Origin of the sequence: Natronomonas sp., assembly GCF_028274965.1 — an archaeon.
Classification (GTDB): domain Archaea; phylum Halobacteriota; class Halobacteria; order Halobacteriales; family Haloarculaceae; genus Natronomonas.
Genome location: NZ_JAQCNO010000014.1, coordinates 1 through 13,293, shown reverse-complemented (window position 1 = coordinate 13,293; position 13,293 = coordinate 1). Strand labels below are relative to the sequence as shown.

Annotated in this window: 14 protein-coding genes and 1 tRNA gene; 11 read left to right on the top strand and 4 right to left on the bottom strand. The window is 70.6% G+C overall.

Annotation, left to right across the window (positions count from 1 at the left end):
• The first annotated feature begins 8 nt into the window (after positions 1 to 8).
• The 8 genes from Q0916_RS02100 (at position 9) to Q0916_RS02065 (ending at position 8,004) form a co-directional block, all read left to right on the top strand.
• Entirely contained in the window at positions 9 to 476 is a 468-nt protein-coding gene (locus Q0916_RS02100) for a DUF7283 family protein (RefSeq protein WP_299233693.1), read from the top strand.
• Complete coding sequence (locus Q0916_RS02095) at positions 457 to 855, top strand: DUF7285 family protein (protein ID WP_299233691.1); 399 nt, start codon at positions 457 to 459, stop codon at positions 853 to 855. Before Q0916_RS02100 ends, Q0916_RS02095 begins: the two co-directional genes overlap by 20 nt.
• Entirely contained in the window at positions 834 to 1,625 is a 792-nt protein-coding gene (locus Q0916_RS02090; protein WP_299233689.1) for a DUF7284 family protein, read from the top strand. Before Q0916_RS02095 ends, Q0916_RS02090 begins: the two co-directional genes overlap by 22 nt.
• Entirely contained in the window at positions 1,622 to 4,507 is a 2,886-nt protein-coding gene (locus Q0916_RS02085) for a DUF7286 family protein (RefSeq protein WP_299233686.1), read from the top strand. Before Q0916_RS02090 ends, Q0916_RS02085 begins: the two co-directional genes overlap by 4 nt.
• Before the next feature lie 59 nt (positions 4,508 to 4,566).
• Complete coding sequence (locus Q0916_RS02080; RefSeq protein WP_299233683.1) at positions 4,567 to 4,992, top strand: DUF5791 family protein; 426 nt, start codon at positions 4,567 to 4,569, stop codon at positions 4,990 to 4,992.
• 2 nt (positions 4,993 to 4,994) lie between these two features.
• Positions 4,995 to 5,879 carry an SDR family oxidoreductase gene (locus Q0916_RS02075; protein ID WP_299233994.1) on the top strand — a complete coding sequence of 295 codons (885 nt, stop codon included), beginning with the start codon at positions 4,995 to 4,997 and terminating at the stop codon, positions 5,877 to 5,879.
• A 160-nt stretch (positions 5,880 to 6,039) separates the two neighbouring features.
• A complete protein-coding gene (locus Q0916_RS02070; RefSeq protein ID WP_299233680.1) occupies positions 6,040 to 7,170 on the top strand; it encodes a glycosyl transferase family 2 in 1,131 nt (376 codons plus the stop codon).
• A gap of 141 nt (positions 7,171 to 7,311) precedes the next feature.
• Positions 7,312 to 8,004 carry an HD domain-containing protein gene (locus tag Q0916_RS02065; protein ID WP_299233677.1) on the top strand — a complete coding sequence of 231 codons (693 nt, stop codon included), beginning with the start codon at positions 7,312 to 7,314 and terminating at the stop codon, positions 8,002 to 8,004.
• On the opposite strand, the gene Q0916_RS02060 is transcribed toward Q0916_RS02065, so the two are convergent.
• The 3 genes from Q0916_RS02060 to Q0916_RS02050 form a co-directional block, all read right to left on the bottom strand.
• Positions 7,996 to 8,652 carry a LysE family translocator gene (locus Q0916_RS02060; protein ID WP_299233674.1) on the bottom strand — a complete coding sequence of 219 codons (657 nt, stop codon included), beginning with the start codon at positions 8,650 to 8,652 and terminating at the stop codon, positions 7,996 to 7,998. The genes Q0916_RS02065 and Q0916_RS02060 overlap by 9 nt on opposite strands.
• A gap of 45 nt (positions 8,653 to 8,697) precedes the next feature.
• A complete protein-coding gene (locus tag Q0916_RS02055; RefSeq protein ID WP_299233671.1) occupies positions 8,698 to 9,876 on the bottom strand; it encodes a threonine synthase in 1,179 nt (392 codons plus the stop codon).
• Between the two features lie 93 nt (positions 9,877 to 9,969).
• On the bottom strand, positions 9,970 to 10,146 hold the full coding sequence (locus Q0916_RS02050; RefSeq protein WP_299233669.1) for a hypothetical protein: 177 nt from the start codon (positions 10,144 to 10,146) through the stop codon (positions 9,970 to 9,972).
• 101 nt (positions 10,147 to 10,247) lie between these two features.
• Between Q0916_RS02050 and Q0916_RS02045 the strand changes: the two genes are divergently transcribed.
• Positions 10,248 to 11,558: an NAD(P)/FAD-dependent oxidoreductase gene (locus Q0916_RS02045; RefSeq protein WP_299233667.1), complete on the top strand. Its 1,311-nt coding sequence runs from the start codon at positions 10,248 to 10,250 to the stop codon at positions 11,556 to 11,558.
• A gap of 23 nt (positions 11,559 to 11,581) precedes the next feature.
• On the opposite strand, the gene Q0916_RS02040 is transcribed toward Q0916_RS02045, so the two are convergent.
• A tRNA-Gly gene (locus Q0916_RS02040) sits at positions 11,582 to 11,652 on the bottom strand.
• A gap of 196 nt (positions 11,653 to 11,848) precedes the next feature.
• On the opposite strand from Q0916_RS02040, the gene Q0916_RS02035 reads away from it, so the two are divergent.
• Together Q0916_RS02035 and rplC are read left to right on the top strand one after the other, a co-directional pair.
• Positions 11,849 to 12,685, top strand: a complete 837-nt coding sequence (locus Q0916_RS02035; protein ID WP_299233664.1) for an RNA methyltransferase — start codon at positions 11,849 to 11,851, stop codon at positions 12,683 to 12,685.
• A gap of 5 nt (positions 12,686 to 12,690) precedes the next feature.
• Positions 12,691 to 13,293: 50S ribosomal protein L3 (gene rplC, locus Q0916_RS02030; protein WP_299233662.1), on the top strand; the 603-nt coding region annotated here is incomplete at its 3' end.

Below are 13,293 nucleotides of genomic sequence, written 5' to 3'. Positions count from 1 at the left end.
GACGGCCCATGTTCGATGTCCCGCTCGACGCGTGGTACGTCTGGATCGGACTTGCAGTGGTGAGCAGCACGGCGCTCGGCGTCGTCGGACTCCTGCCGTCGGCGCCGCCGCCCGACGCGTCCGGGAGCGCGCGCACCGTCGACAGCGTCGCCGCGAGCGACCACGCTGCGGTCGGCAGGCACCCGCTTTCGAACGCCGAGGCCGTTCGTCTCGGCGCCGATTCGATCTCGCTCCGCGGCGCGGGGGGCACAACCCACGCGGCGTTCGGCTACGGTCCGGTGACGCCCGTCGTCGGGGACACGAAACTCGATGCGGTCCTCCACGGGAAACCACCGACGCGCGTGTTCGGGACGTTCGACGCGTTCGAGCGCCGGGCCGCGCGCGCCCGTCGGGACGCACCGCAGTGGCGTGGGGCCGACGAACTCGTCGTTCGCCGGGTCAACTCGGGGGGATCCGATGTCGTCCTCGCGGGATAGCGGACAGACGGAGCCGCTGGCGGCGCTCGTTGCCGTGTTCGCTCTCGGGGCGGGCCTGTCGGTGTACGTCGGCGCGCTGGATGCGACGCTTCCGCTGTTGTCGCCGACGAGCGAGATAACGCCCGCGGCGACCGAGCGGATCCTCGCGGAGAGTTCCTCCTTCGGCGCGGTCCGTCCGCCGATCGACGACGCCGTGGCCGCTTCCCGCCCGCGCGGACACGGCCTGCGGGCGACGGTTCGAGCCGACGGCGCGGTCTGGCACAGCGGACCGACGCCGCCGGAGCGCTCGAGTTGTCTCGTGCGGTCGGTAACGGTCCGCGTCGCCCCCGGACGGGTCCGACCGGGAACCCTGGAGGTGTGCACGTGGCCCGCGCGGTGAGCACCGTCCTGGACGTCTCGGTCTGTCTGCTGTTGATCGGTGCGGCGGCGTCGACGCTCGTCCTCGCGGTCCCCGAGGAGCGCGACCCCTCCGAGCCGAACGCGGACACCGTTGCGAACTCCCTTGTGACGACCACGGCCGCCGTCGAGGTCGCCGGCGATCGACGGTCTCACGGCACGTTCGCCGAACATCTGAGCCGAGCGGCGCTGGAAAGCGGTTCGATCGGCGGCGATCGACTCCTCGCGTCGACGTATCCCGACACCGTCGATCGGGCGGTCCGGAACCACACGGACGAACGGGCGTACGTCACTGCGCGCTGGGAACCGTATCCGAACGCGTCACTCCACGGTCGGATCGCGGTCGGTTCGGCTCCGCCCGCGACTGCCGACGTGTCGACGACGCGACGAACCGTCGACAGCGGTATCGTCGAACCGGACGCGGCCGGCGGGTTCGACTCGCTTGCGGCGTCGCTCTCGGCCGCGTATATCGAACACCTGTTCCCCCCCGAACGGACCCGAGCCGAACTCCTCGATCCGCGGACCGCTCGCCGAACGGCGGATCGGTACCGGGTCATCGCGGCCGTCCTCGGCGTTACCGTCGGGAGCGAACTCGCCGCGGCCGACACGAGGGCGGCGAACGAACGGCTCGCGCGCGCCCTCGGCGATCGCGTGGAATCCGATCTCGAGGCCGGCTATCCGTCCGTTCGGGTGGCACGCGATGCCACCGCGGTCGGCAGCATCGAACTCGTCGTGCGGCGGTGGGACGCGTGAACGACAGAGGCCGCGTTCCGTTCGCGCTCGTCGGCGTCCTGCTGTTGGTCACCGCGACGACGCTCTCGGTGAGCGTCGTCCCCGGCGACCGCGATCGACGCCCGGACATCGACCGCGCGATGGACGGCACGACGGCGGCCGCGGTGACCGAACTCCGGGGCGCCGCGGACGAAGCGGCGACGGCGGCGGCGATCGACCCGGTTATCACGCCGGCGGCGACGACCGCGGGCGAGGCGTTGAGCGAGGACGCGTCATACCGGGACGCGTTGAGACTCCGCATCTACGTGCGCGCCGCCGAACGGCTCTCGGGGACCGAAACGACGCGCGGCCGCATCAGCGTTCGGGCCTCGTTGCCCGCGGTCGAACCGACGACGGAGGGGTACCGGCGGGCGATCAAGCGCGTCGAGATCGACCGCGTCGGCGACGATGGGACCGCTCTGCGCGTCGAGATCGACGGCGTGACGCTCTCTGCGACGCGCGACGGACGGACCGTCGAGACGGCCGAACGCAGCCCCACGTTCGTCGTGGCGAACCCGGCGCTGTCGTTGCACGACCGGACCGACCGCTTCGAGCGCCGGGCCACAGCCCCGGTAACGCGGAAGGGACTCGGGCGGCGCCTCACCGCTCGGCTGTATCCGATCGTCTGGACGCGGGGGTACGCCCAGTACGGCGGTGCGCCGATCGCGACCGTACTCGGGACGAGACACGTCGAACTCGCAACGAACGACGCGCTGCTGGCCGAGCAGCGCGCGGTGTTCGGCGAGGCCGATCCGGACGGCCACAGAGGAGTCGCGGCCGCTGGCCGCCGCGTTGCGACGACCGACCTGCTCGTCGGTGCCGGCGGCGACGAGGAGTGGCAGGACGTCGTACTACGGGGGGCCGACAGGATCGGCCCCGCCCCGCCGGCCGACCGGCCGGTCGGAACGTGGCTGGATGAACCGGACGACCCAACCGTCACGGTCGGCGTCAACGGGTCGGCCGACCACGCCTTCGCCGATCTCATCGGCGTCACCGGCGACGACGAGCTGGCGGAGGCGATCGAACGCACACACACGGTCGAGGCTCGCGTCACGGCGAGCGCGACGCTCCAAAGCCGGATCAAACGGAACGGCGACTCGCCGGGCCGCGACTGGACGCTCGTCGACGAACGAACGAGCGAGTCGACGTCGGTCGCGACCGCAGGCGGACGGACCGTCGGCACGGCCGGCTGGCGGACCTGGGACAGCGAGACGTTCGAGGTCGTGATCACCGAAACGACCGTCCGAACGTGGGAAGGGGAAAACGAAACGATGCGGACGGAGTCGGTTTCCGAACGGACCTATCGGGTTCGAACCGGTGTGGAGGCCCGGACCGAACCGATCGACGGCGTCCCCCGGGGCCGCCTCGACGGCCGCCTCCGGCAAGCGACCGATCGGGCGACGGCGCAGGCGCGCTCCTCGGCCGGCGGCTTCCGGCGCGTCGCGAGGGCGGCCGCCCACGGCCGCCCCGTGCGCTCGATGGCCACGGCGACCGCCGACCCGACGTTCGAGCGGCGCGACGTCGAGCGCGATCTGTACCCGATCCGCGATGAGACCCGAAACGTCTCCGTCACGCTCCCGGCGACGGCCGTCGGAACCGGCCGAACGAACCCCGCACGCCGCCTCTCTGAGGCGCTCCCGGAGCGGGACGCGCTCCTCGGCTCAGAGGACCGATCGACTCCCGCACGGACCCGTCGGGCGGCCGAAATCCGCTATCTCGACGCGCTGGAGACGGAACTGAACGAGCGCGAATCCGTCGGCGACAGCGCCAGCGACGGCATCGAGGGCGCACTCGGAGAGTACCTCGACACCGACCGACTCGACGGTGCCATGGCGGCACACCGGGCGGCGACGCGCCCGGAGCCCGAACCGCTGACCGATCCGGCCGGAAACCTCTCGTTTGCGGTCGACACCGCGCCGTCCTATCTCACGACGAGCGAACTGAGCCGCGACCGGATCGACAGCCGCGGCGACGGGACGATCCACCCGCTTGCGACGAGGACGGTGAACGTGTTCACGTCGCCGCACGGCGACGTCGCAAGCGGTCTCTTCGATCGGCTTCCGGTGCTCGGAACGCAGCGGGTTCCGCTGTCGACGGCGGCCCGGACGCTCTCGGCCGCTGAGGGCTCCGAGCGCGGCCGACTCGAGGCGACGGTCGAGCCCGCCGTCACGTTCGTCCGCGGGGAGCTGTTCGCCGAGTTGATCGACGCCGGCGTCAGCGAGCGCGAGGCGCGCAGGCTGCTCAGCCCTGAGGCGTCGACGGCCGAGGAGGCGCTCATGCTCACCAACGGAACGACCGTCGAACGCGCGACAGGAGCCGAAACCGCCACCGTCACGACCGACCGACTCGAACTGCGTCTCCGAACGACGCTCGACACCGCGCTCGAAGCCGACTCGGCCCGCCCCAGACGGGCCCCGACGACGGACACGCAGGACCGCATCCGCGAGGAGTACGGCGAGGAGCTCCAGGACACCGTCGAGAAGGGTCTCGAAACGAAAAGCGAGCGCGTGCGAAAACGCGCGCTCGGGAAGCGTCTTGGGTCCCTGCCGGCCGGCCTGCCTCTCGCACCCGTTCCGGGCTACTGGTACGCGACGACGAACGTCTGGTACGTCAACGTCACGGGGACCTACGAGCGGTTCGCGGTCCGGGCCGACCGCGGGGACGCCTCCGGGTCCGTAACCTACCTCCGAGACGGCCGTGCCGCCGCCGTCACGCACCGAGGAGCGGAACGCCACCTCGGGACCGCCGACCGGGTTTCGGTCCGGACGAGAACCGCGGTCGTCGTGGTCGTCCCGCCCGGACCCCGCGGCGTCGGAAACACGGACGGAACGATGATTCAGGACTCGTCCGGGTGGCCCGGGTGAGCGGCCGGGGACCACTCGGAGCCCGAACGCTACTTGACGGCGGCGGCCGAACCGGCGGTATGCTCCACGATGCCGTCACCGATCCCGGTGAACTGACCGTCGCGGAACTGCACGACCGGTACGTCACAAAAGTGCGAAACGTGATCGATAGCCACGGCGTCCGCACGGTCGTCGAATCCACCGACGTTGACCCGGCGACGATCGAGTCGCTCGCGGCCGGCGAGACGCCCGGACTCACCGTCGAGGAGGCGTCCGACATCCTCGCGGTCCCCGAGGGATCGCCGGACTCCGACACGGTTGCGACGCTCGCGAGAGAGGAGCTTCTCATGGGCATGACGACCGCAGTGCTGGACGTCGAAGCGGTCGAGTCCGGTATCGAGGGTGAACTCGAGGCCCGGGAGATCCAATCGAAAGTCGAGGGGCGCTTTCCGATGACGCTTCGGGAGTTCGCGCTGTTGTCGCAGTTTATCGACGGGAGGCGGTGACGGTGCGGGTCGGCATCATCGGCTGTGGGTACGTTGGGCTCGAACTCGCACGTCAGCTCGCGGGCGATCACGAAGTCATCGGCGTTCGGCGCTCTGCCGACGGAGCCGACGCCATCGAAGCGACGGGCGCAACGGCGGTCCGGGCCGACCTCACCGAGGCCACCGATCTCGCCGCCGTCCCCGACGTCGACGCTGTCGTGTTTGCGGCCTCCTCGGGCGGGCGGGGTCCGACGGCGGCCGAGCGCGTGTACGTCGACGGACTCGAGACGGTGATCGAGGTCTTCGGCGGGCGCGACGCGCCGCCGGAGCGGCTGATATACACGTCAAGCACCGGCGTCTACGGCGATCACAACGGCGGCTGGGTCGACGAAACGACGGAGCCGACGCCGACGACCGAAAAGACGCGCGTGCTCCTTGAGGCCGAACGCGTCGCCCGCGAGCACGCCGCGGCACATGGGATCGACGGCCAGGTTGTCCGGTTCGCCGGGCTGTACGGTCCCGGCCGCTACCGGTTACAGCGGTACCTCGACGGCCCGGTGACCGAGGGCTACCTGAACATGCTCCACCGGGACGACGCCGCCGGGATCGTCCGGTTCGCGCTTGAGGCGACCGAGGAGCCGGTCTTGCTCGCGGTCGACGACGAACCCGTCGACAAACACGACTTCGCCGACTGGCTCGCCGACGAGTGCGGCGTCGCCCGCCCGCCGAAACAGAGCAAAGCCGAACGGCTCGACGGGGCGGCGCTCTCGGAGCCCGCCGAGCGGCGGATCCTGACGAGCAAGCGCTGTTCGAACGACCGGCTCGGGGAACTCGGATACGAGTTCTCCTACCCGACCTACCGCGAGGGGTACCGCCCCGCCGTCGAGGACTACCGGAACGACGCGTGAGCGTAGTCCGCCCCCGAAACGACGGCGCGTCCCCCGGCGTCGCCGTCGGCCTCCGAACCGGGCGGCCGGGGCGTGCGGCCGGGACTTCCCCGCTATTGGCGCCGCGTAGACGATGCCGGAAGCCGGGTCTTTTTCGACGCGCCGCCCCTCAGGACGGTAGATGGAATACGTACAGGAGCGCGTGACGACGCTTCACGACTTCGGCGACGCCCGGCCGAGCGCGCCGACGGACGAGGCGGCCGTCGTGGTCCCGATGACAGAACGCGAACACGCCGGCCTGGCCGCAGAACGGGTGCTCTCGGCGCTCGAGACGGTCGATCCCGGGCGGGTCGTCGTCCCGCTCCGCGCGTCAGCCGACCGCATCGACGCCGTCATCGAGTGGCTCTCGGAGTTCGATCTCTCGCTGGAGGTCCTGTGGTGCGACGGGGACCGTCTCGGATCGCTTCTCTCCTCGGCCGGACTCGACGGGGCGCGGGGGAAGGGACGGGACGTGTGGCTCGCCTTCGGGATCGCGGCCCAAAGCGAGTACGTCGTCGTCCACGACGCCGACGCGAAGACCTACGACGAGCGACACGTGCCGAAACTGCTCTTTCCGCTGGCGCAGGGGATGTCGTTCTCGAAGGGCTACTACGCCCGCGTCGAGAACGACCGGCTGTACGGCCGGCTGTTCCGGCTGCTGTACCGCCCGCTTATCGACGCGCTGTCCCGGGCGAGCGAGGCGGCCGTTCTCGGGTTTCTTGGCGCGTTCCGGTACGCGCTCGCCGGCGAGTTCGCCCTGACCGGCCGCACCGCAGAGAGGGTCCGGATGCAGCGGGGCTGGGGGCTCGAAGTCGGCACGCTCGGGGAGGCCTTCCGGCTCGCCGGCGCCGACGGGACCGCCCAGGTCGACCTCGGCGTCCACGAGCACGATCACCGCTCCGTCTCGGGACCGAGCGGGCTCTCGGAGATGTCCCGACAGGTCGCGGCGGCGCTGTTTCGGGCCGTCGAGGAGAACGGGCTCGACCCGGACTACGCGACGGTCGCCGACCGCTACCGGAGGGGCGCGGAGCGGCTCGTCGACGCCTACGCCCTCGACGCCGCGTTCAACGGCCTGGAGTACGACCGCAGCGGCGAACGGGAGCAGATCGGAACGTACGCCGACGCCATCGAACCGCCCGGGGCGGACACCCGTCTGCCGGCGTGGACGAACGCCGCCGTGACGCCCGAGGAGGTCGTCGACGCCGCCGTTTCGGACCTCGAGGCGGCGACGTCGGGACGCGCCGACGACGTCGCCCCGCTCCGATCGCCCTGAGGCCGGCGGCGGCCGATCCGCCGCCTGTCCCCCCGGAGCGCGGGGCGTACCGCTCCGTGTCGTAAACCTAAAGAGTTGAACCGACGTGTTTCGCAGCAAGATGATCACCGTGCAACTCACTCACACTTCGGAGGTGGATACATGGGCGTCGAAATAAGGGAATCGCCCGTCTCCGAGGCGGAGATCGAGGAAATCAAGCGGTTCGTCCACGACTACCTCGCAGCCAGCGTCGAGAGCGAAACCGAGGGGGGCCGGATGCGGTGGTACCCGTGGCATTCGGCCGCTTACCGGTACAACCACGTCCTCAACGTCACCGAACTCGCCGCCGAGATCGCCGCCGATGAGGGCGCGAACGTCGATGTCACCCGCGTCGCCGCCCTCTTTCACGACATCGCGAAACTCGAGGCCGAACAGGACGCCCACGCCGACGCCGGGGCCCGCGTCGCCCGCGAGTACCTCCGCTCGCGGACCGACCACCCGGATTCGTTCATCGAGCAGGTCTGTGCCGCCGTCGCCGAGCACTCCTACGAGGGCGACCTCGACGACGTGCCGCTCGAGACCCGGTGTCTCATGGAGGCCGATCTCCTCGATAAGGTCGGCGCGAACGGGGTGACGCTCATGATCCTCCGGATGGGGTACGAGTCCCGAACGCACATGGACGCAAACGAGATGATCGGGCGCGTCCTCGAACGCGGCGAGGACGCCGTCTCGCGGGTCCGCTCCGACACCGCCGAGAGCATCGCCCACCAGCGACTCAAGCGCGTCCGGTGGTTCAAGGAGTGGCTTGAGGACGAGATCGCCGGCATGGACGCCTTCGAGCCGGGATCACGGTAACAGCACGCCCGCGAGAAAGTACACGCCGAACCCCGCGAGAACGGCCGCGCTCCCGTAGGCGACGGCGGGGGCGAACGACTCCATCCGCGACTCGGCGGCCGCGAGCGTCGCGGGGAACCCGACGATCCACGCCGAGACGCCGCCGAAGAGGCCGACCACGAGCGCCGGGTGTCCGGTTTCGACGACGACGAGACCCGAAAGCGACCCGCTCGCGTACGCCAACACGTCCACGCGACCGGGCGTCAACAGCCCGACGCCGGCGGTGAGCCAAAAGAGGATCTGGTACGGGTTCGTCACCGAGAGCGCGAACGCCTTCGAGAACCCCCGGCTGTCGGGGGTCGCATCGCCCCGAAACCCCCCTCCGGTCCCGACGACCGCGCCGTAGGCGAAATACAGCATCAACAGCCCGCCAAGGAAGAACATCGCGTCCCGGACCCGCGGCAGGTCCCGGACGAACGCGACGACGCCGCCCAGCGACAGCAGAAAGAAGACGACGTCGGCGGTCATCGCGCCGAGGCCGGCCTTGAACCCGGCCGCCCACCCCCGGAGGACGGACTCCTCGGCGATGATGGCGTTCATCGGCCCCGGCGGCGCGGCGAGGGCGAACCCGAAGAGCACCCCCGCGACAAGGGTCGTCAGAAGCGTCATCGGCTGGTGGTTCCGGGTAGCGACACAAAAGCGTGGCGCGGCCGATCAGATCCCCTGGCTCATCAGCCGGCTCCGAACGATGTCGGCGTCCTTGTTCCCGGTCGCGGTGTTGAGGACGACGACCGTCTCGTCGCCGTCGAAGGCGCCGTCGTCGGCGAGATCCCACGCGCCGGCGGCGGCCGTCCCGCAGGCGACCGACACCTCGAGGCCCTCGTGTTGGGCGATCGTCGCGGCGCTGTCGAGGAGGTCCTGATCGTCGACAGCGACCCCGTCGCCGCCGCTCGCCCGAACGGCCTCCGCGGCGGGGAGCCCGCCGGCCGGATCGGGGATCTCGAGGCTCCCGACGACGGTGTCGGGGACCTCCCAGGGCTCGGGGTCACCGCCGGCCTCAAGCGCCTCGACGACGGGCGCACAGCCGTCGGGCTGGGCGGCGTACAGCCGCGGCGTTTCGGCGACGAGTCCGGTCTCGGCGAACTCCCGGGCGCCCTTCCAGACCCCGGCGAGCGTCGCGCCGTGTCCGACGGGGACGACCACGGCGTCGGGGGCCTCCCAGCCGAGCTCCTCCGCGATCTCGTAGTAGACCGGCTTCGCGGCCTCGTGACGGAACGGCGACGCGAACGGCCCCGCGGGGAACCACGCCTCGGACTCGGCGGCCGGCATCGACTCCCGTTTTGTCTCGTAGGCCTCCCTGGCGTCGTCGAAGCGACCCTCGACGACGTGCATGTCGCCGCCGTGGACGTTTATCATCGCCTTGTTGATGAACGTCGCCCGGCTCGGGACGAACGACCGCGAGAGCAGCCCGGCCCTGGCGGCGTACGCGGCCGCCGACTGGCCGCCGTCACCGGTCGTCGGCAGCGCGAGCGTGTCCGCGTCGGCCCGGACGGCCGCCTCGGCGACCAGCGCCAGCCCTCGATCGGTGAGCGTCCCCGTGGGGTTGTGCGCCTCGTTTTTGATCAGCACGCGGCCGACGCCCAGCTCCTCGGCCAACCGCGGGGCCTCGACGAGCGGGGTCTGACCCTCGCCGATCCCCTCCGGGACGAACGGGAGCAACTCGCGGTGCTTCCAGCCGCCGGACCGACCGGCGAGCGCCGCCGGATCGATGTCGACCGACCCGAGATCGTACCTCGCGTCGAGCGATCCCGCACACTCCGGACAGCGCGTCGCGCCGTCGTCCGTGACCGTCGCTCCGCAGTCGGTACAGCGAAACCCCTCGAAGTTCGTCATGCCCGACCGTTCGATCGCCGGTGGCAAAGCCCTGTCCTTCGCGGCCGTCGACGGATCCGCCCGATGAGGGGCCGGACCGCGCCGACGACCGGGTCACCGCTCGGCAAAGTAACTGGTGAAAAAGCCCGAGAGAAACGCCGAGACGGCGACCGAAAGCGCGACCTCGGTCAGGTCCCACGGCCCGTCGCCGTCGTCGGCCATGGCGACGGTGACTGCGACGCTGATCGCGAGCGAAACCACTCCGTTCGTCAGGTGCTTTCCGAATCCCATACCAGTCGTATGGGCGGGCCGGATATAACTCCCACGTCGGCCTCCCGCCGGACGCGATCGCGGACGGAAACCGGTTTGTCCGTCCCGACCGAACCCGGGGTATGCACGTCGTCGTCGCCGGCGGCGGCCTCGCCGGATTGGTCGCCGCCCGGCACCTCGCGGGGGCCGGCGCCGAAGTCGAACTACTCGAGCGCCGCGACCGGGTCGGCGGGCGCGTCCGAACGCGAACCGTCGACGGGTTCACCCTCGATCGCGGGTTCCAGGTGCTTTTCACCGCGTACCCGGCCGCGCGGCGGGAACTCGACTACGACGCCCTCGACCTGCGGGCGTTCGCGCCCGGGGCGACCATCGCGTGGCCGGACCACCGCTCGACGCTCGCCGACCCGCTCGGCGACCCGAGCGCCGCCCTCCCGACGCTTCTGAACCGCGACGTCCGGACGGCCGACAAGCTCCGTCTGTTCGCGCTCCAGCGCGAACTGCTCGGCCGCGACGTCGAGGGCATCCTCGATGGCGACGCCGAGGACCGCCCCGAGGCGACGATCCGGGAGTACCTCGCCTCCCGGGGGTTCTCGACGGCCTTCGTCGAGCGCTTCGCGGAGCCGTTCTACGGCGGGATCACGCTCGATCGCTCGCTCGGCACGTCCCGGTCGGTCTTCGAGTACACCTTCCGGATGCTCTCGGCCGGCGAGACGGTCGTCCCCGCCGACGGCATGGCCGCGATCCCGGCACAACTCCGCGATCGGGCCACAGAGGCCGGCGCGAGCGTCGAAACCGGCGTCGCCGTCACCGACGTCGATCCCGAGGGCGGCCTCACCGTCGAGACCGAGGACGGCGACCGCTCGCCGGACGCCGCCGTCGTCGCGACCGATCCGGCGACCGCCGCCGACCTCTGTGGCGTCCGGACGCCGACGGACGCCAGGGGCTGTACGACGCTTCACTGCTCGCTTCCGGCCCATCAGTCCCTCGACACCGGGTCGCGGATCGTCCTGAACGCCGCCGACGACCGCCCGAACACCGTTGCGCCGATGAGCGCCGCCGCGCCGGAGTACGCGCCCGAGGGCCGACAGCTGCTGAGTGCGACCTTCCTCGGCTCGCCGGACGCCTCCGCGGACGCCCTGACCGAGACGGTCCGGGAGGCGCTTGAGGCGTGGTTCCCCGAGAACCACTTCGGCGGCCTCGAGCGCGTCGGCACCGATCGGATCGAGTTCGCGCAGTTCGCCCAGCCGCCGGGGTTTCGCGCGGAGCTCCCCGGCGTTGAGGCGCCGGCCGGCCCGGTCGTCGTCGCCGGCGACTACACCGAGTGGTCGTCGATACAGGGCGCGATGGAAAGCGGCCGGAACGCGGCGCAGGCGCTGCTCTCGGAGACAGACGCCCGAGCGGGGCGGACTCCGGTGTCACGAACGGATCTATGAGAGCGAAAAACGGCGTCAGAGAGTGCGTCGGCCGGGATTTGAACCCGGGTTGTGACCATGGCAAGGTCACGTGATACCACTACACTACCGACGCGCGCCTCGCAACCGGTCGTACCGCGGAGGCAAACAAAAGGCTTGCGGACCGCCGGTCGCGGGCGGTTTCCCGAGCGGGCGCGCCGCCCGCCCGGCCCTGTCATCCCGGCCCACGACCGGTGCATACCGCGGTACTTTTAACTGTGGGTTCGGTATGATCGTCACAGTCTCGTGAACGGACGCGGAAGCGCTACGGCATGACGCGAAGCGTACTCGTGCCGTCGTCGCTGACCCGGGAGGCCGAGGACAAACGCGAGGCGACTCGCAAACTCGGCTACGTCGCCCGCGCGGCGACGATCTTCCGGGTGGACCGCCTCGTCGTCTTCCCCGATCCCGGGGGCGACGACGGGCGGTTCGACGACGGGTTCGTCGACGCCGTGTTGCGGTACGCGGCCACGCCACCCTACCTCCGAAAGGCGGTCTGGGACAGGCGGGACGAACTGGAGTACGCCGGCATCCTGCCGCCGCTCCGCGTCCGCACACAGACCGGCTCCGGATCGAACGGTTCGGGGTCGTTAAGACAGGGAATCGTGACCGAGGTCGGACCTGACGGGCGTGTCCGGGTCAATTGCGGACTGCAACACCCGATCTCTCTGCCGGTGCCGCCGTCGATGGCGGTCTCGGCCGGGGAACACGTCACCATCAGGGTCTCTTCGCGAGAGCCGGTCCGCGCGAAGCTCGTGGACGAACCCCCACCGGGGTTCGCCGTCGAGCGCGCGGCCGTCGACGACGCCCTCGCCCGGTCCGAGGCCGGCGTTCGTATCGCCGCGTCCCGGCTCGGCGAGGCGTTGACGGTGGATCGGCTCGGCGAGTTGGCCGAGCGGACGGCCGGCGACGGTCTCACGGTCGCCTTCGGCGCCCCCCAGCGGGGGCTGCCGGAGATACTCGGCTGTGAGCCTCGCGCGGAGACGATCGGCGACGAACCGCACGCGCGGTTCGACCTTTGGCTCAATACGGTTCCGAACCAGGGTAGCGAGGTCGTCCGGACGGAGGAGGCTCTGTTCGCGACGCTTGCGCCCCTCACGCTGGAGTGAGATACATGCCACAACCAAGCAGACCACGAAAAGGCTCGATGGGCTTTAGCCCCCGAAGCCGTGCGGCCAGCGAGATACCGCGTTTCAACTCCTGGCCGGGCGACGAGGGACAGCCCGGGCTACAGGGCTTTGCCGGCTATAAGGCGGGCATGAGTCACGTCGTGACGATCAACGACGAGCCCAACTCCCCCCGAGAGGGTCAAGAGGAGACCGTCCCGGTGACCGTCGTCGAGACGCCACCGATGCGGGCTGTCGCCGTTCGAGCTTACGAAGACACACCGTACGGAAAGCGGCCGCTGACCGAGTACTGGACCGACGAGGTTCACGAGGATCTCGGTCGCGCGCTCTCCGTACCCGAAGAACAGTCCGGCGACGCCGAAAGCAAAATCCGCGAGGCCCTCGATCGAGGCGTCCTCGCCGACGTGCGGGTCATCACCCATACGGTCCCGCGCGATCTTTCGAGCGTGCCGAAAAAAGAGCCCGACGTGATGGAGACACGCGTCGGCGGTGGATCGATCGACGGGCGCGTCGATTTCGCGTTCGATCTGATCGACGAGGGCGGGGAACACACCGCTACGGACGTGTTCCGCGCCGGCGAATACACCGAC